Source organism: Streptomyces caelestis, assembly GCF_014205255.1.
Lineage (GTDB): Bacteria > Actinomycetota > Actinomycetes > Streptomycetales > Streptomycetaceae > Streptomyces > Streptomyces caelestis.
The window spans coordinates 4,715,809-4,732,355 of sequence record NZ_JACHNE010000001.1 but is presented as its reverse complement, the minus strand read 5'-3'; the positions used below and the strand labels follow the sequence as shown (position 1 = coordinate 4,732,355).

Annotated in this window: 16 protein-coding genes and 3 pseudogenes; 13 read left to right on the top strand and 6 right to left on the bottom strand. The window is 71.1% G+C overall.

The annotated features are described in order from the left end of the window. Nucleotides 1–414: 414 nt before the first annotated feature. Nucleotides 415–1,701 carry a helix-turn-helix domain-containing protein gene (locus HDA41_RS21605; protein ID WP_184986272.1) on the top strand — a complete coding sequence of 429 codons (1,287 nt, stop codon included), beginning with the start codon at nt 415–417 and terminating at the stop codon, nt 1,699–1,701. Then, entirely contained in the window at nt 1,698–2,252 is a 555-nt protein-coding gene (locus HDA41_RS21600) for a flavoprotein (protein ID WP_184986270.1), read from the top strand. The genes HDA41_RS21605 and HDA41_RS21600 overlap by 4 nt, the downstream gene beginning before the upstream one ends. Nucleotides 2,253–2,388: 136 nt before the next feature. Here the strand turns inward: HDA41_RS21600 and HDA41_RS42750 are convergent. The 4 genes and pseudogenes from HDA41_RS42750 to HDA41_RS21585 form a co-directional block, all read right to left on the bottom strand. Beyond that, a pseudogene (locus HDA41_RS42750) lies at nt 2,389–2,577 on the bottom strand (type I-E CRISPR-associated protein Cas6/Cse3/CasE); the annotation flags it as partial. Between the two features lie 110 nt (nt 2,578–2,687). Further along, nucleotides 2,688–2,892 (bottom strand): annotated as a pseudogene (locus tag HDA41_RS41415) (MerR family transcriptional regulator); the annotation flags it as partial. Continuing rightward, on the bottom strand, nt 2,885–3,421 hold the full coding sequence (locus HDA41_RS21590) for a VOC family protein (RefSeq protein ID WP_184986268.1): 537 nt from the start codon (nt 3,419–3,421) through the stop codon (nt 2,885–2,887). The gene HDA41_RS21590 and the pseudogene HDA41_RS41415, both read right to left, overlap by 8 nt. 34 nt (nt 3,422–3,455) lie before the next feature. After that, nucleotides 3,456–4,394, bottom strand: coding sequence for a CPBP family intramembrane glutamic endopeptidase (locus tag HDA41_RS21585; protein ID WP_184986266.1), 939 nt, complete (start codon nt 4,392–4,394; stop codon nt 3,456–3,458). Between the two features lie 245 nt (nt 4,395–4,639). On the opposite strand from HDA41_RS21585, the gene HDA41_RS21580 reads away from it, so the two are divergent. The 11 genes and pseudogenes from HDA41_RS21580 (at nt 4,640) to HDA41_RS21535 (ending at nt 15,289) form a co-directional block, all read left to right on the top strand. Next, on the top strand, nt 4,640–5,299 hold the full coding sequence (locus HDA41_RS21580; protein ID WP_184986264.1) for an ATP synthase subunit B family protein: 660 nt from the start codon (nt 4,640–4,642) through the stop codon (nt 5,297–5,299). Nucleotides 5,300–5,302: 3 nt separating this feature from the next. After that, nucleotides 5,303–5,719: a phage holin family protein gene (locus tag HDA41_RS21575; RefSeq protein WP_184986262.1), complete on the top strand. Its 417-nt coding sequence runs from the start codon at nt 5,303–5,305 to the stop codon at nt 5,717–5,719. Next, entirely contained in the window at nt 5,695–6,372 is a 678-nt protein-coding gene (locus HDA41_RS21570) for a DUF3618 domain-containing protein (RefSeq protein ID WP_184986260.1), read from the top strand. The genes HDA41_RS21575 and HDA41_RS21570 overlap by 25 nt, the downstream gene beginning before the upstream one ends. Before the next feature lie 375 nt (nt 6,373–6,747). Then, nucleotides 6,748–7,908, top strand: a complete 1,161-nt coding sequence (locus tag HDA41_RS21565; RefSeq protein ID WP_184986258.1) for an FG-GAP and VCBS repeat-containing protein — start codon at nt 6,748–6,750, stop codon at nt 7,906–7,908. Nucleotides 7,909–7,973: 65 nt separating this feature from the next. Beyond that, nucleotides 7,974–9,377, top strand: a complete 1,404-nt coding sequence (locus tag HDA41_RS21560; RefSeq protein WP_184986256.1) for an FG-GAP-like repeat-containing protein — start codon at nt 7,974–7,976, stop codon at nt 9,375–9,377. Between the two features lie 103 nt (nt 9,378–9,480). Continuing rightward, nucleotides 9,481–10,908, top strand: a complete 1,428-nt coding sequence (locus tag HDA41_RS42305) for an FG-GAP-like repeat-containing protein (protein WP_184986254.1) — start codon at nt 9,481–9,483, stop codon at nt 10,906–10,908. Nucleotides 10,909–10,934: 26 nt separating this feature from the next. After that, nucleotides 10,935–12,383, top strand: a complete 1,449-nt coding sequence (locus HDA41_RS21550; RefSeq protein ID WP_184986252.1) for an FG-GAP repeat domain-containing protein — start codon at nt 10,935–10,937, stop codon at nt 12,381–12,383. Nucleotides 12,384–12,400: 17 nt separating this feature from the next. Continuing rightward, nucleotides 12,401–13,753, top strand: a complete 1,353-nt coding sequence (locus HDA41_RS21545) for an FG-GAP and VCBS repeat-containing protein (protein WP_184986250.1) — start codon at nt 12,401–12,403, stop codon at nt 13,751–13,753. After that, a pseudogene (locus HDA41_RS42745) lies at nt 13,750–14,028 on the top strand (FG-GAP repeat protein); the annotation flags it as partial. The gene HDA41_RS21545 and the pseudogene HDA41_RS42745, both read left to right, overlap by 4 nt. Before the next feature lie 3 nt (nt 14,029–14,031). After that, complete coding sequence (locus HDA41_RS42740) at nt 14,032–14,190, top strand: hypothetical protein (protein ID WP_230299498.1); 159 nt, start codon at nt 14,032–14,034, stop codon at nt 14,188–14,190. A gap of 82 nt (nt 14,191–14,272) precedes the next feature. Next, nucleotides 14,273–15,289 carry a Yip1 family protein gene (locus tag HDA41_RS21535; protein WP_184986248.1) on the top strand — a complete coding sequence of 339 codons (1,017 nt, stop codon included), beginning with the start codon at nt 14,273–14,275 and terminating at the stop codon, nt 15,287–15,289. A gap of 93 nt (nt 15,290–15,382) precedes the next feature. On the opposite strand, the gene HDA41_RS21530 is transcribed toward HDA41_RS21535, so the two are convergent. Then, complete coding sequence (locus tag HDA41_RS21530) at nt 15,383–15,880, bottom strand: phosphoribosyltransferase (RefSeq protein WP_184986246.1); 498 nt, start codon at nt 15,878–15,880, stop codon at nt 15,383–15,385. Nucleotides 15,881–15,891: 11 nt separating this feature from the next. Continuing rightward, on the bottom strand, nt 15,892–16,467 hold the full coding sequence (dcd, locus tag HDA41_RS21525) for a dCTP deaminase (protein ID WP_059413972.1): 576 nt from the start codon (nt 16,465–16,467) through the stop codon (nt 15,892–15,894). Nucleotides 16,468–16,547 lie beyond the last annotated feature (80 nt).

Sequence of the window (16,547 nt, the reverse complement as noted above, 5' to 3'; positions counted from 1 at the left end):
TGGAGGAGCCATCGATACGGGCGTCCGGGCCGTATGGACTGCGGTGAGCGGGCAGAGAAGCGGGGACAGGGGACATCGGAACGGCATAGGAAGGCAACGAAAGGCTGGGCTTCCGGTGAGGGCTGCCGGGCGGTGTGGCCATGAGCCCCACCCAGGCAATGAGGCAGCGAATAAGGTCACTCATGTCGTCAGCTCCATCGGGTTCAGCTGGTGACCACGCCCCCGGACGGCTCCACCCGCCGCGGGGGTCCTGTGGCAAGTGCGACGCTTCAAGCAACCACCAGGCCACGGTGAACGACGGGCTTGGGCGCAGCGGCAGCATCGGCTATGCAGAAGCTGCATAAGGGGGAATCGCTCCTGATCTACGCTCGTTTGGAGAGGCAGGATCGGCGACGGCGAAAGGGTCCGTGGCAGATGGCCGAAGCACACGAGTCACCAAGGCGGATCGGCGAAGTGATCCGTCAGGCGAGGGTGTTACAGCGACGCTCGCAGAAGAACGTCGCCGCCGCACTCGGCTACCACCAGTCCAAGGTGAGCCGTTTGGAGAGCGGCAGGGGCACCGATGACATGCGCGTCCTCCGGGCCATGGCGCAGGAACTGGGGATCCCGCCCCACAAGTTGGGGCTAGCTCCCGCGCCGTCCTCCCGTACCACCGCAGTTGCCGAGCCGGAAGGGGTGCACCGCCGTACGTTCCTCGCCGCCGGCATCACGGCACTGGGGGCAGCGTCCTCGCCCGCCGCTATACGCGATGCCCTCGTCCAGGCTTTGCTGCCTGGACCAACTCTCGCGGCCGCCTCTGTTCCCCGGGCTGCGTCGGACGTCGCTTCCCTACGGAACCGGGTAGGTGCGACCCGTCGGCTGTTCCACACCTGCGACTACGCCACGTTGGAGCGCGTCCTGCCTGGATTGATCGCTGACCTCCGGTGTGCCTCCGACGACGGCAAGATCGACGCTCCAACGCTGTCCGGTCTGCTCGCAACGGCCTATCAGACCGCTACGAGCCTCCTACTCAAACAGCACGACCAAGGAAGCGCCTGGCTCGCTGTCGGCCGAGCGATGGCCGAGGCCGAACGCTCAGGTGACCCCGTCGTCCTGGCCTCCAGCGTCCGTGTCCAAACCCACGTCCTTGCCCGAGAGAAGCACACCGCTCAAGCCGTCACCCTCGTCCGTCACACTGCCGACCAGTTGTCGGGCTCGTACGATCGGCGCTCACCGAAATACCTCGCCGCAGTAGGGCTGTTACTGCTCCGCGGAGTCACCGCATCGAGCAGAGGCGGCGACCGTGCCTCTACGGCGGAATTCCTCACAGAGGCCAAAGAAGTCGCTCGATACGTGACACTCAACCAGCCCGACGCATGGGCCAACTTCTGCCAGACCAACGTCGCCCTGCACGAGGTCAGTGCACTGGTGGCTCTCGGAGATGCAGGACTTGCTCTTCAGGCAGCCCGGCCCCTCACAAACCGCCCGATCCCCGTACCGGAACGGCGGGCGGCCCTGTGGGTGGAGACCGCTCGCGCCCACAGCCAGCTGGGACGCCTCGCCGATGGTTACCAGGCACTGCGCATGGCGGAATCGTGTGCGGCTCAGGACGTACGCCGCCCCGCCATCCGCCACCTGGCAGCCGACATGGCTGCCCGTGACCACCGACGTACCCTCCCGGAACTGCACCGCTTCAGCCACCGACTAGGAGTCCCCGCGTGACCGAGTCCAACGTGCAGGGCAAGAAGCCCTTCCTGTACGTCGTCGTGTGCGCGGCCGGAGTCGCCGGCGATGTCGGCAAACTGATTACTCACGCGCAGGAACGGAACTGGGACGTAGGCGTCATCGCCACTCCTCAAGGCCTCGGCTTCCTGGACGCAGAGGCGATCGAGTCCCAGACCGGCTACCCGATCCGCTACGCCTGGCGCACGCCCGGCGAGACCCGCCCGCTGCCACCCGCCGACGTCATCGCGGTCGCCCCGGCGACCTTCAACACGATCAACAAGTGGGCTGCGGGCATCTCGGACACTCTCGCCCTGGGGATCCTGTGCGAGGCATACGGCATGGGCATCCCTACAGTCGCACTCCCCTACGTGAACGCCGCCCAGGCTGCGCACCCCGCCTACCAGCGGAGTCTGGAACAACTGCGTGAGATGGGAGTCCTTGTCGGCTCCTACGAACCTCACCGTCCCAAGGCAGGCGGTGGCGCGGATCGCTTCCGTTGGGCGGAGGCCATCGACATTTTGGAGCCGAGGCTTCCTCAGCGGACCTGATGGATGGAGACTCGTGTTGAAACCGGTCACGCAAGGCGACTCGTGCGCTCTGCCCGGGATCTGGTGCGTTCGTAGTGCAGCTCTCTGGTGCGTGCCGTATCGGGAAGACATCAGCGTCGGCTTTCCTGAGACACAGCAGGCCTAAGCCGTAGGCGCATCCACGGCCAATGCCAGACAGGACTGCTGCCTGCAGTGCGGTCGAGTCAGTGATCACGGCCAGGCTTTCGAATCGCGTTACCTGAAGAAATACCGAATGCTGAAGAGTCAGGAATTGAAGACCGGGGAGGGGGTTCCTTGCATCGCGTCTGGCAATGACAGGCTCCAACGGCCGGCCGCGTACTTCGACAGTCGCCAGCCCAGAACCGGAGGCGTGGCGTTCCCACGCTCGCGGGAACAGCAAGGACTCGGCCAGGCCGGCAGCGCAGTCGAGCCAAACAGGCCGAGACCGAGTTCACGGCAGACGACGATGCGGTGCAGGCGTTCCAGGTCACCAGCGGTGAGAACCGGTATCCGGCAGCCGTGCGCGGCGACGGTCGCGCCGGCCGGTCCCGTCCCAGTGGTGCAGCGCTCGGACTGTCACGCCCATGCGCGCCGAGACCTGACCAGCCGTCAGGCCATCGGCGCCAGTGGCATCAGGCATGATCCTCATTGTCGCCGCGAGCGAAACCCGGTGGGGTGATCCCGACGGCTGCAAGGTTCCGCGCCTCCTGACTGGCCGGGTCGAAGGGCTTCGCCGCAGTGAAGACGACCCGGGCGTTCTCGGGGGTGATCACCTCCACATCGCGGGTGGTCCAGGGAGTGTCCCGTGGACCGTCGACCGAGTTCGGGCGCAACGCACGACATGCCTCGGCAAGGGAGTCGATCTGGCTGAGGACGCACGCGAAACTCACGCTCATCGCCGGCGCCTGCTCCGGAACGCTCGCCGCCGGGACGAGGAGGACGTCCTGGAACGCCCACCGGCGCAGATGCACGACGCTGCCGGGGATGCTGAACAGCTCGATGAACCCGAGCCCACGTACCCAGAAGTCCACCGACGCCGCCAGATCGCTCGTGGGGATCGTCACGAACGCGGGCATCCCATAGATGCCGCGGAAGGGCTCCGGCGGAACCGCGTCCGGGCCGGGAGCGGGCACGGGACTCATCTCGAACGCGTCGTAGTAGTCGCTCATGCGCCCCACTCTCCAGCCTCACGCAACGTGAGGATCAAGCCGGATCCGTGAATCTCGCCCCAGCCGGAGGCCTGACATCCCATGGAGGTGGGGCGGATTCGGACACCGGCGGTGAGAATCGCTGTGGCCGGTGGCGCCGGGCGAGCCACAGCACGAGTGCGGCGTAGAGCAGGGTCGTTGCCATGTCCACGAGGGCGAGTTGCCAGGGTGAGTCGGCAGCGGTCTCATCGGACGACAGCCCGTCGACGATCGCGGCGGCTACGCCGAAGGCCATCAGGTTGTTCAGGGCGTGCAGAGCGACGGCCGCCTCCAGGCCGCCGGTACGGATGGTCAGCCCACCGCAGACCAGACCGAAGACCAGCAGGCCGAGGAAGCCCCACCTGGTGCCCCAGCCGTGGGCGGCGGCGAACAGTACGGCCTGCGGGATCACCGCGAACCACGGAGAACGGACGAAGGCGCCGACCGCCTGCGTCAGCCAGCCCCGGAAGACGTACTCCTCGGCCGCGGCCTGCACCGGGACGAACACGGCCAGCACGACCAGCGAGGTGAGGAACGATCGCCAGCCCACCCATACGACGGACTCCCCCGAGCCGCTTCCGCTGTCGGGCAGGAAGACGGCGGACACTGCCAGCAGGGCCACGGGGAGCACCGCGACGAGCAGGCACCGGACCAGCCAGCGCCACCGCAGCCGTCCGTCGACCGACGACAGGGTGCCGGGCGGGCGCCGCCCCGGCCACCACACGGCCAGCAGCATCAAGGGCAGGGCGACCGCGATGAAGGTCAGGTCGAGGGCCGTGTTGACGAGCGGGCCGAAGTCGTGGCCACCCTCCGGCAGTTCACGGAGTCCGGCCGCTGCCCCGAAGCCGTAGGAGAGGGCGATCAGCAAGACGACGAGTACGACGTAGACACCAAGAGCCAGCAGAGTGCCGAGCACCGGCCGCCACCAGCGGTGTCGCCCTGTGCTGTGGCCCATGCGGTGGTAAGGGAGACCGGTGGGATGCGGTGGTAACGGGATTGTCATGATCAGTAGCTTCCCAGGCGGGGGCCGTCATCGCCGCGGAGTGCCCACGGCCATGGCTTCGGACCCACGGCCGGCTTCCGAGGTGCCCAGCAATCAATCTCGATAAATCGCCCTTTAAGTGTGTGAACAGGAACGAAATAGTCACTCGCGTACATAGCGGACCACAAGTGAAGTGATCTTGTGAGGAGGAGTGGCTGATGAGCGACGCAGCGCAGGGCGGAACGACGAGGTTGCGGCAGACCGGGGAGACGGCCAGAGCGGAGGCGTCGGCCACCACCGATCAGGCCAGGCAGGCCGCCGGAGAGGTCGCGGGTACCGCCGTGGACCAGGCCAAGGCCGTGGCGGGCGAGGCCCGGCAGCAGGCCGGCGCGGTCGCGCAGGACCTGCGGGGCCGTGCGATGCACGAGGTCGAGGAGCAGACCAGGCGCGCGGCCGGCTCGCTGCGCCAGTGGGCGGACGACCTGGCCGGGCTGGCGGAGAACGCCCGGAGCGGCTCCCCTGCCCGTGGCCTCGCGGCTCAGGCGGCCGACGGCGGGCACCGGGCGGCCGACTATCTGGACGAGCAGGGAGCCGAAGGCGCCCTCACCGATGTGCAGGACTTCGCCCGCCGGCGCCCCGGCATGTTCCTGGGCGGCGCGCTGCTGGCCGGGCTGGCCGTCGGACGGCTGGTGAAGGCGGCGGGGAAGTCCGACGGGTCCCCTGAGCGTTCCGACGGGGCCCCTGAGCGCACACAGCGGTCTGAGGTGCCGGCCGAGGGGCAGCCCACGGCGCTGCCGTCCGGTCCCCCACCGGAGATGCAGCCGTCCGTCGGCATGCCCCCGGGCGGAACGTCGGCGCGTCCGTACCCGGAGGTGTGAGAGATGGCCTTGATCCAGTCCCGCCAAGTGGAGACGCGGGGTGGGGACCCCTCGGTGGGCGAGCTGCTGTCCGCCGTGACCTCCGACGTCCAGACCCTGTTCCGGCAGGAGGTCGAACTGGCGAAGACCGAGGTCAAGCAGGAGGCGACGAAAGCGGGCAAGGCGGCAGGCATGTACGGCGGCGCGGGGTTCGCCGGCTACATGGTTCTGCTGTTCCTGTCACTGGCCGCAGTGCTGGGCCTGGCCAACGTGATGGACGGAGGCTGGGCCGCCCTGATCGTCACCGCGGTGTGGGCCGTGGTCGCGGCGGTGCTGTACGCACTCGGCCGTGCCCGGATGCGCACCGTGGCACCCAAGCCCGAGCAGACAGTCGAGACGCTGAAGGAGAATGCGCAATGGGCACGTCACCCGACCAGATGAGGGCCGAGATCACCGCCACGCGGGACCGCTTGTCCGCCGACATGGACCGGCTCGCGGACCGGACCAGCCCTCGGCGTATTGCCCGTCGCCGCACTCGCAGGATGCGCGGCACCGCCTCGGGCCTGCGGGAACGGGTCATGGGATCCGCCTCACAGACCGCCCAGGGCGTGACCGGCAGCGCGCAGTCGATGGCCGGATCGCTGCAGGAGGGCACCCAGCAGGCGGCCGACACCGCGCGTGAGGCGGCCGGTCAGGCCGGTGAGGCCGTACGGCAGGCTCCGGAACAGGCGATACGCCGGACCCAGGGCAACCCGCTGGCCGCCGGTCTGATCGCCTTCGGCGTCGGCCTGCTGGCGGCCTCGATGCTGCCCGTCTCCCAGGCGGAGCAGGAGAGGGCCACCGACCTGATGCAACGCGGCGGCGAGGCGCTGGAACCGGTGAAGCAGGCCGCCCAGGAGTCCGCGCAGAACCTGAAGGAGGGGGCCAAGGAGGTCGCCCAGGGTGCGGCGCAGGAGGTGAAGGACACCGCCGCGGAGGCCGCCCGCACCACACAGGAGGAGGCCCGCGGCCAGGCCGGCCAGGTAGCCGAGCAGGCACGCGACTCCGGGCAGCAGGTCGCCGGCGAAACCCGGCGGCAACCAGGCCCCGGCTGAGAACCGTGCAGGCCCCTCGTGCCCCGGACCACGACCGGTCCGGGGCACGACCGTGCTCCGGGGCCGGCCGGCCCCAGCCGGCACAAGCGCTCATGTCGCCGAGGCGCTCCGGATCGCGTGGAAGGCCGCCGGCGGGAACTCGGCCCCGGCCTCGCCGAGTGGCTCGAACCCCACCTCGCCGAGTGGCTCGAACCCTGCCTCCCAGCGGCCTCGGAAATTAACCGAACTCACGTACAACCCTTACGCCCCCGCACCGGTCTCCTGATCGCCGACCACCGTGAACGTCCGGACAACTCCCGGCGAACACGGACAGTCCGGCCCTCCATCGACTGTGGATGTCCGCCAGGCATCCCCGCATGCAGCAGGAGACCTCGCATGCATCAGCACGAGCGCCCCTCCGGGCGCCCGCACGCGCACGCGTACCCGCACGCGCACCCGTTCCGGCGCCCCCGCCTGCGCCTCGCCCTGGCGACCGCCGCCGCGGCCGCCCTCACCGGCACGCTGCTCGCGGCCACGGCCGGAACGGCGACGGCCGCGGACCCGACGCGGGCCCCGCAGTCCGACTTCGACAACGACGGCATCGGCGACGTGGCGTTCTCCGCGTCCGGCGCGTACGTGAGCGGGAAGCAGGACGCCGGTCAGCTCGTCGTCCTGTACGGCACGAAGACCGGGGTGTCCTCCGCAAAGCGGTCCGTGATCAGCCAGAACACCACCGGCACCCCGGGCACGGCCGAGAGCGGTGACGTGTTCGGCGCCGACAGCGCCTACGCCGACTTCAACGGCGACGGCTACGACGACCTCGCCGTCTCCTCCCCGCTGGAGGACGTCGGCAGCGACAAGGACGGCGGCGGTGTCGCGGTCCTGTGGGGCTCGGCGCAGGGCATCACCGGCAAGGGCGTCTCCATCGCGGACGCGGCCCCCACCCAGCACGACCGGTGGGGCAGGAACCTCGCCGCCGGCGACTTCGACGGCGACGGCAAGGCGGACCTGGCCGTCGGCACCACCTCCAACGTCGTCCACGTCTACAAGGGCGGCATCAGCGCCTCCGGCACCGCGGTCAAGGGCCGGTACAGCGTCAAGGCGCCGGTCCAGGCGTCGGGTGACGGGTCCGGCCCGCTCAACCTCACCGCGGGCGACGTCAACGGCGACGGCTACCAGGACCTCGTGGTCGGCGTCGCGGGCGAGGACATCGGGTCGGTCGCGGACGCCGGCCAGCTCGTGGTGCTGTACGGCTCGGCCTCGGGCATCAACACCTCCTCCGGCACCCAGTCCTTCGCGCAGAGCACCGCGGGCGTCCCCGGCTCGGACGAGAAGGGCGACTTCCTCGGCACCGACGTCAAGCTCGACGACGTCACCGGCGACGGCCGGGCCGACCTGCTGGCCGGCTCGTACGAGAACGACGGCAACGGCGCGGTCCTGTACCTGCCGTCCAGCGGCACGAAGATCACCGCCACGGGTTCGCGCACCGTCTCCCCCAGCACCTCGGGCGTCTCGACGAGGGGCTATCCGAACTTCGGCGCCATCTTCGCCGACTGAGCCACCCCCGCCCCCCGGGACCGGGCCTTCCAGGTCCCGGCCCCTTCCCCACCCGGAGCCCCCTCTTGCGCAAGCGCACCCTTCTCCTGGCCGCCACGCTCACCACCGGCCTGCTCACCATCACCCCGGCCGCCGCCGCGCCCTCGGGTCTCGCCGGGGACTTCAACGGCGACGGGTACCGGGACGTCGCGGCCGGCGCCCCCTGCTCCAACGTCGGCTCGGCGTCCTGCGCCGGCGCGGTCGTCGTGCTGTACGGCTCGGCGTCCGGTGTGTCGGCCGCCCGCAAGGCCGTCATCACCCAGAACTCCCCGGGTGTGCCCGGCACCGCCGAGTCGGGCGACGTGTTCGGCGCCGCCCTGGCCACCGGCGACCTGGACAGGGACGGCTACTCCGACCTCGTCGTCGGCGCCACCGGTGAGAGCATCGGCGACCGGGACGGCATCGGCTCCGGCACGATCCTGTGGGGCAGCACGTCGGGCCTGACCAGCGGCAAGGGTCTGCCGCAGCCGACCTCGCTGTCCGAGTACGGCGGCTTCTCCCGGGGCATCGCGACCGGCGACTTCGACGGTGACGGCGACACGGACGTCACGCTCACCGGCCAGACCCACACCCGCATCTACCGGGGCCCCTTCACCCGCACCGGCGGCCCGTCGAGCCACTCCGTCGTCGGTGAGCTCGGCACGACGTACGAGGTGATCGCGGGTGACATGACCGGCGACGGCGCGGCCGAGCGCGTCTACCCGTTCAACGTGGACGGCGACACCGGCGGCCAGATCAACTACTTCCGCTGGACCGGCACGACGTACAAGATGGCCGAGCTGCCGGGCGCCGACGGCTACCCCGGTTCGATCGGCGACATCAACCGCGACGGCTACGGCGACCTCGTCCTCGGCGACTACACGGACCCGTACGACCTCAAGCCCGGCGGCCACAAGGGCGGGCAGATCACCGTCTGGTACGGCGGCCCGAACGGCCCCGACCCGGCGCAGCAGCCGACCGTCGTCCACCAGGACACCCCGGGCGTGCCCGGCGCGGGCGAGGCCGACGACGGTTTCGGCTCGGCGGTGACCACCGGCGACATCAACGGCGACGGGTACGCCGACGTCGTCGTCTCCGCCGCGGGCGAGGACGTCGGCTCGGCGAAGGACGCGGGCTCGGTGACCGTGCTGTTCGGCTCCGCCTCCGGCCTGAAGACCGGCAGCGGAGTGAAGTCGTACACCCAGGACACCGCCGGTGTGCCGGGCTCCGCCGAGTCCTGGGACCGTTTCGGTTCCGCGGTCGGCCTGACCGACGTGACCAAGGACGGCAAGGCGGACCTGGTGATCGGCGTCGACGGCGAGAACTCCACGGGCGGCCTGTGGACCCTGCGCGGCTCCGCCTCCGGCCTGACCACGAGCGGAGCTCAGGGCATCACCACCACCGCCGTCTCCCTCAAGGACGGCAGCCTCGGTTCCGTCGTCGCCCAGTGACGCCCCGCCGCCCATGCCCCGCCGCCCTGTGACGCCCCGCCGCCCTGTGACGGCCCGTCGCCCAGTGACGGACCGCCAACTCCTCTGTGAGGCACGTACACCCATGCGCACCCGTATCACCGCCGCCGTCCTCGCGGCGGCCCTGACCCCGCTCGCCCTCACCCTCTCCGCCCCGGCCGCGCACGCCGCGACCCCCGCCGCCCCCTACGACTTCAACGGCGACGGCCGCACCGACCTCGCGATCGGCGCGCCGGGCGCCACCGTCGCCGGGCAGGCGAGGGCAGGTGCCGTGTCGGTGGTCTACGGCAGCGCCAGCGGTCCGAAGAGCTCCACGCGCACGCTCCTGACCCAGAACACGGCCGGACTGCCCGGTGCCGCCGAGGCCGACGACGCCTTCGGCTCCGCGCTCGCCTCCGCCGACCTCAACACCGACGGGTACGCCGACCTGCTGATCGGCACGCCCGGCGAGGACGGAAGCGACAACAACGACGGCACGGTCACCATCGTCTGGGGCTCCAAGTCCGGCCTGTCCGGTGCCCGTTCACTGTTCAGCTTCTTCAGCACCGACTACGACCGGTACGGCCAGACGCTGGCCGCGGGCGACTTCGACGGCGACGGGGACGTGGACGTCGCGGTCGGCTCCACCGGCCCGGTCACCCTCTCCCTCGTGGAGGGCCCGATCACCAGGACGAGCACGGCCAACGGCGGTTCGGGCTCCACCAACGACTGGTGGTCCTCCTCGAACGGCGTCACGCACCTCTCCTCCGGCGACGTCACCGGCGACGGCCGCCCCCGGGTGGTCCTGCACGGCCGTGCCGTGAACACCGGCGCCGCGACCACCGCCCTGGCCGACCTGAAGATCGGCAACTACATCGACTGGCTGGAGCGACTACCCGCCGGGCTCGTCTCGGCCATCGGGGACATCGACGGCGACGGCCACGACGACATCGCCGTGGGCAACGACCGGGAGACGTCCGCCGACCCGGAGGGCGCCCTCGGCGGCAAGGTCACCGTCGTCCACGGCGGACCCGACGGCGGCCTCGACGCGAACCGCGCCCCGCTCGTCCTCACCCAGGACACCCCCGGTGTGCCCGGCGCCTCCGAGCAGGGCGACCGCTTCGGCAGCGGCGTCTCGCTCGGCGACGTCAACGGCGACGGGTTCGCCGACCTGGCGATCGGCGCCGCCGGTGAGAACGCCGCCGCCGGTGCCGTCACCGTGCTGTTCGGCTCGGCGTCCGGCCTGACCACCAAGGGCGCGACGTCGTACACCCAGAACACCGCGGGTGTACCCGGGAGTTCGGAGAAGGGCGACCGTTTCGGCGCCCGCGTGACCCTCACCGACCACACCGGCGACCGCCGCGCCGACCTGTCCGTCTCCGCGCCGGGCGAGAACGCCGGCGACGGCGCCGTCTGGTCCCTGCGCTCCACCGCCACCGGCCCGACGGCCACCGGCTCCGTCAGCTTCGGCCCGGGCACGACCGGCGTCTCCACGGCCGGCACGCCGGGCTACGGCACCGCACTCAACTCCTGATCACGACAACACCTGGGACTCCACAGATGCGCAAGCGCACCCTCCTCCTGGCCACGGCCCTCACCACCGGCCTGCTCACCGCCCTGCCCGCGACGGCGGCCACCGCCGCGCCCACCACCGGCCCGAAGGCCGACTTCAACGGCGACGGCTACGGCGACGTCGCCTTCGCCGCCCCGTACGCCAAGGTCGACGGCAAGGGCATGGCCGGCTACGTCGCCGTGGTCTACGGCGGTGCCACCGGCCTCGACCCGGCCAAGCGGACCGTGGTCAGCCAGAACACCGCCGGGGTGCCCGGTGCCGCCGAGGCCGAGGACACCTTCGGTGACGCCCTCGCCGTGGCCGACCTCAACGGCGACGGCTACACCGACCTCGCCGTCGGCTCCTCCGGCGAGGATGTCGGCACGGACGGCGACGGCGGCTCCGTCACCGTGCTGTGGGGCTCGGCGAGCGGCCTGAAGAACGGCACCTCGGTCAAGGACCCGGCGGTCTCCGGGCACGACCACTGGGGCCGGCTGCTGACCGCGGGCGACTTCGACGGCGACGGCAAGGCGGACCTGGCCGTCGGCACCGACTCGTCCCACGTCTACGTCGTGCGCGGCCCCTTCACCACCACCGGCACCAGCGGCGCCGTGAAGAAGATCGCCACGCCCGAGACCGTGTACAGCGTCGACGCCATGGAGGCGGGCGACACCAACGGCGACAGCCGGTCGGACCTGGTCCTCACCTACCGTGTCCGCCTCGACTCGGCCGAGTCGGGCAGCTGGTCCAAGGGCGTCGCCTACCTCGGCTCCCCGACCGGCCCGGACACCTCGCTCCCCCGCCCCCTGAACGGCGGCACCTCCCTCGCGCTCGGCGACATCGACGGCGACGGCTACGACGAGATCGCCCTCGGCAACGTCTTCACGAAGGACGACGACCACAGCGGCTCCCTCGGCGGCCGGGTCGTCGTCATCCGCGGCTCCGAGGGCGGCCCGGTCAACGGCGACGCCCCCATGGCCGAGCTGACCCAGGCCTCCACCGGCGTCCCCGGCGTCGACGAGGCGAACGACGGCTTCGGCAGCTCGGTCTCCATCGGCGACGCCAACGGCGACGGCTACGGCGACCTCGCCATCGGCGTCATCTTCGAGGACGTCGGCACTCTCGAGGACTCCGGTTCCACGGTCCTGATGAACGGCTCGGCCTCGGGCGTCTCGCGCACCGGCGCCCGCACCCTCACCCAGGCCACCGCCGGTGTCCCGGGCACCGCCGAGGCCATGGACTACTTCGGCTCGGACGTCCTGCTGGCCGACGTCACCAAGGACGGCCGCGCCGAGTTCACCGTCACCGCCGGCTTCGAGGACGAGGGCATCGGCTCGATCACGGCCCTGCGCGGCTCGGCCACCGGCCCCGTGACCGACGGCGCCCGCGCCTTCGGCCCGGGCAGCCTCGGCCAGACCCGCTCCTTCGGCGCGTTCGGCGCCGGCCTCACCGGCTGACGGACCAGGGAGACATCATGCGCAGATCCGCCACGACCGCCCTGGTCGCCGCCCTGCTGGCGACCGGCGTCACCCCCGTGTTCCTCACCGGCCCCGCCTCCGCGGCGGTGGCGGGGCACTACGACGACTTCAACGGCGACGGCCGCCGGGACCTCGCCTACGGCGGCTACAACGACGTCGACCGCGAGGGCGGCACCGTGACCGTCGTGTACGGCACCGCCACCGGCCTCGACACCGCCCATCCGAAGTTCCTCCACCAGGACAGCGCCGGCATCCCCGGAGCCGGGGAGGAGGACGACCAGTTCGGCGCGTCCCTCGCGAGCGCCGACCTCAACAAGGACGGCTACGCGGACCTCGTCGTCGCCAACCCCTTCGAGCACGTGGGCAGCGACGACTACCGCGGCACGGTCACCGTCGTCTGGGGCTCGAAGTCCGGCCTGTCCGGCGGCACCAACCTCACGCCCGTCGGCGGCGCGGCCGGCCACTTCGGCCGTGATCTCGCGACCGGCGACTTCACCGGCGACGGCTCGCCCGACCTGGCCGTGATCGGCGGCGAGGAGGCGTGGCTGTACCGCGGCCCGTTCACCAAGTCGGGCACGACCGGGAAGGTCAGCAAGATCGACAAGGAGTCCGGGGGCTGGTACTCCTCCGGTCTCGGGGCCGGAAAGGTCGACGGGGACGGCAGGACCGACCTGGTGGTGATCGGCACGGAGAGCACCGGCAGCGGCATCCGCGAGCGCGCCTGGTTCCTGAGGGGCACGTCCACCGGCCTCGCCTCGGGCGCGTCCAGGACCCTCAGCGACCGGCAGGAGGGCCTCTACCCGAGCCCGGTCGTCGGCGACTTCGACAAGAACGGCTACGGCGACATCGCCCTCGGCGTGCCCGACAAGGACAACGGCAAGGGCGCGGTCACGATCTGGCGCGGCACGGCGTCGGGCCCGGGCACCTCGACCACGTTCACCCAGGCCACCTCGGGCGTCTCCGGCAGCCCGGAGGCCGGCGACGACTTCGGCCAAGCCATCTCGGCCGCCGACACCAACGGCGACGGCTACGCGGACCTCGCGGTCGGCGTGCCGCACGAGGACGTCGAGGGCTTCCAGGACCAGGGCGGCGTCCACGTCTTCCGCGGCGGCTCCGGCGGCCTCAGCGGCGCCCGCTCCTCCTGGATCGCCCAGACGGTCCTGGGCCCGGCCGACTCCCACGCCGCCTTCGGCTACACCGTCCGCCTGCGCGACCTGACCGCCGACGGCAAGGCGGACCTGGCCGTGGGCGCGGCGAACGGCGCGCTGCTGATGCGGGGCACGGGCACGGTACCGACGAAGACCGGAGCGATCGTCCTGCCGGAGCTCGGCGGGGCGCTTCCCGACTGACCTGCCGGAAACCGGCCCGGGCGGGCCGCCCGGGCCGGGCCGGGCCCAACCGGCCAGGTGGTCCGGGCCGCCCGATCCCGCCCGGGCCACCTGCCCAGACCGGCGCGACGAGATCCGGCAGCGCGCCACCCCACCCCACCCGACTCTCCTCACCCGCAAGGACCCCGCTCCGTCACCCAGAACACGCCGGTGTCCCCGGCACCGCCGAGACCGCCGACCGCTTCGGCGCGTCCGTACACCTGTCCGACCTCGACGGCGACGGCAAGGCGGACCTGTCCGTGGGCTCCGACGGCGAGAACCACCCCTCCGGCGCCGTCTACAGCCTGCGCGGCTCGGCCCCGGGCGTGACGACGAAGAACACGATCAGCTTCGGCCCCGGCTCGCTGGGCAGGTCGACGACCGGCTACCTGAGGCTGGGCCAGGACATGCTGAGCTGACGCCCCGGTGAGGGCCGCGGCGATGCCCGTACGGCCGAACCCTCAGAACCCACGGACGCCCAAAGGCCCTTACCCCTAAGGGATGTCACAGCTCGGCCGCAAAGCCGGGCCCGGAAGCCCGGGCCCGGCACGCCACCGCGCGGGACCAGGTACGTTCGAAGACGTGGCTGGATTCAGGATCGGACGCGGCCGGAACAACGGCGCTCCTCAGACGCGACCGCAAAACCCTCCGTACGGGCAGCAGACGCCGCAGGGACCGTCGTACGGCTACCCGCCGGCGCCGCCTCAGCCGTACCCGCAGCAGCCGCCGTACGGCAACGGCGGCGGCCCCACCTGGCCGCAGCCGAACGCCGCGCGGCCCGGCGGCGGCTACGGCGACCAGGGCGAGCCGGAGTACTTCGGCGACGGCGCGTACCCGCCCGGCCCCCAGGGCCCGCCCGACCCGTACGCGGCGAACAACCCCGGCCACACCCAGGCCTTCGCCGTCGGCGATGACCCCTACATCCAGGGCGACACCTACCGCGCCGGCTCGGCCGCCCCGCCGCCCGGCCCGGTCGGCCCGCGCCTGCACTGGAAGGCCCTGCTCAGGGGCATCGTCCTCGCCCCCAGGCAGACGTTCCTCCAGATGCGGGACTACTCGATGTGGGGCCCGGCCCTCATCGTCACGTTCCTCTACGGCCTGCTCGCCGTCTTCGGCTTCGACGGCGCCCGCAACGACGCGATAAACGCCACACTCTCGAACGCCGTCCCCATCGTCCTGACGACGGCGGTCGCGATGGTGATCAGCGCGTTCGTCCTGGGCGTGGTCACCCACACCCTGGCCCGCCAGCTCGGCGGCGACGGCGCCTGGCAGCCCACGGTCGGCCTGTCCATGCTGATCATGTCCATCACGGACGCACCCCGCCTGGTCTTCGCGATGTTCGCCGGCGGCGACGCGACGTTCGTGCAGCTGCTGGGCTGGGCCACCTGGATCGCGGGCGGCGCGCTGCTGACCCTCATGGTCAGCCGCTCCCACGACCTGCCCTGGCCGAAGGCGCTGGGCGCGTCGGCGATCCAGCTGATCGCGCTGCTGTCGATCGTGAAGCTGGGCACGGTCTGAGACGCTGCACGGCGTGAGAAAGGGGCTCCCCGGAGGGGGAGCCCCTTTCTCGGTGTCTCTCGTGTCTCTCGTGTCTCTTGAAGCCTCTTGAGGTCAGGCGTCGAGCACCTGGTCGGCCCGGCGCACCACGGGCGGCTCCACGGACCACGGGAAGTTGATCCAGTCGTCGGTCCGCTTCCACACGTACTCGCACTTCACGAGCGACTGGGACTTCTCGTAGATGACAGCGCTGCGCACCTCGGCGACGGTGTCGAGGCAGAAGTCGCGGACCAGCTTGAGCGTCTTGCCGGTGTCGGCGACGTCGTCGGTGATCAGCACCTTCTTCTCGGAGAAGTCGATCACATTGGGGACGGGAGCGAGCATGACGGGCATGTCCAGGGTGGTCCCCACACCCGTATAGAACTCCACGTTCACGAGGTGGATGTTCTTGCAGTCGAGGGCGTAGGCGAGCCCGCCGGCCACGAAGACACCGCCGCGGGCGATGCTGAGCACTATGTCGGGCTCGTACCCGTCGTCGGCGATGGTCTGCGCGAGCTCGCGCACGGCGACGCCGAACTGCTCGTAGGTCAGGTTCTCCCGGACGTCACTCACGCTCTGGCCGCTCACACCTGGGTCCGATGGAAGTTGAGGAAGGACCGGGAGGCGGTCGGCCCCCGCTGCCCCTGGTACCGCGACCCGTACCGCTCGCTCCCGTACGGGAAGTCGGCGGGCGAGCTGAGCCGGAACATGCACAGCTGCCCGATCTTCATCCCCGGCCACAGCTTGATGGGCAGGGTGGCGAGGTTGGACAGCTCCAGGGTCACGTGCCCGCTGAACCCGGGATCGATGAACCCGGCGGTGGAATGGGTGACCAGCCCGAGCCGCCCCAGCGAACTCTTCCCCTCCAGGCGGGAGGCGAGATCGTCGGGCAGCGAGATGACCTCGTAGGTACTGGCGAGGACGAACTCCCCGGGGTGCAGGATGAACGGTTCGTCCCCCTCCGGCTCGACGAGCCGGGTCAGATCGGCCTGCTCGATGGCGGGGTCGATGTGGGGGTAGCGGTGGTTCTCGAACACCCGGAAGTAGCGGTCCAGCCGCACGTCGATGCTCGACGGCTGCACCATTGCGTCGTCATACGGATCGATCCGTACTCGTCCGGCGTCGATCTCGGCCCGGATGTCCTTGTCTGAGAGAAGCACGCCCCGAGGATACGCAAGGCGCGCGGAGCGACCACAATCGGACGACTCCGCGCGCCTGCCTGCGTGCTTCTGGCGGCCCT

What these genes read in the sequence shown, in the direction of transcription:
- HDA41_RS21605 (WP_184986272.1), top strand. Translation starts at nt 415, where the DNA reads ATGGCCGAAGCACACGAGTCACCAAGGCGGATCGGCGAAGTGATCCGT.
- HDA41_RS21590 (WP_184986268.1), bottom strand. Translation starts at nt 3,421, where the DNA reads ATGAGCGACTACTACGACGCGTTCGAGATGAGTCCCGTGCCCGCTCCC.
- HDA41_RS21585 (WP_184986266.1), bottom strand. Translation starts at nt 4,394, where the DNA reads ATGGGCCACAGCACAGGGCGACACCGCTGGTGGCGGCCGGTGCTCGGC.
- HDA41_RS21580 (WP_184986264.1), top strand. Translation starts at nt 4,640, where the DNA reads ATGAGCGACGCAGCGCAGGGCGGAACGACGAGGTTGCGGCAGACCGGG.
- HDA41_RS21575 (WP_184986262.1), top strand. Translation starts at nt 5,303, where the DNA reads ATGGCCTTGATCCAGTCCCGCCAAGTGGAGACGCGGGGTGGGGACCCC.
- HDA41_RS21570 (WP_184986260.1), top strand. Translation starts at nt 5,695, where the DNA reads ATGGGCACGTCACCCGACCAGATGAGGGCCGAGATCACCGCCACGCGG.
- HDA41_RS21565 (WP_184986258.1), top strand. Translation starts at nt 6,748, where the DNA reads ATGCATCAGCACGAGCGCCCCTCCGGGCGCCCGCACGCGCACGCGTAC.
- HDA41_RS42305 (WP_184986254.1), top strand. Translation starts at nt 9,481, where the DNA reads ATGCGCACCCGTATCACCGCCGCCGTCCTCGCGGCGGCCCTGACCCCG.
- HDA41_RS21550 (WP_184986252.1), top strand. Translation starts at nt 10,935, where the DNA reads ATGCGCAAGCGCACCCTCCTCCTGGCCACGGCCCTCACCACCGGCCTG.
- HDA41_RS21545 (WP_184986250.1), top strand. Translation starts at nt 12,401, where the DNA reads ATGCGCAGATCCGCCACGACCGCCCTGGTCGCCGCCCTGCTGGCGACC.
- HDA41_RS21535 (WP_184986248.1), top strand. Translation starts at nt 14,273, where the DNA reads ATGTCACAGCTCGGCCGCAAAGCCGGGCCCGGAAGCCCGGGCCCGGCA.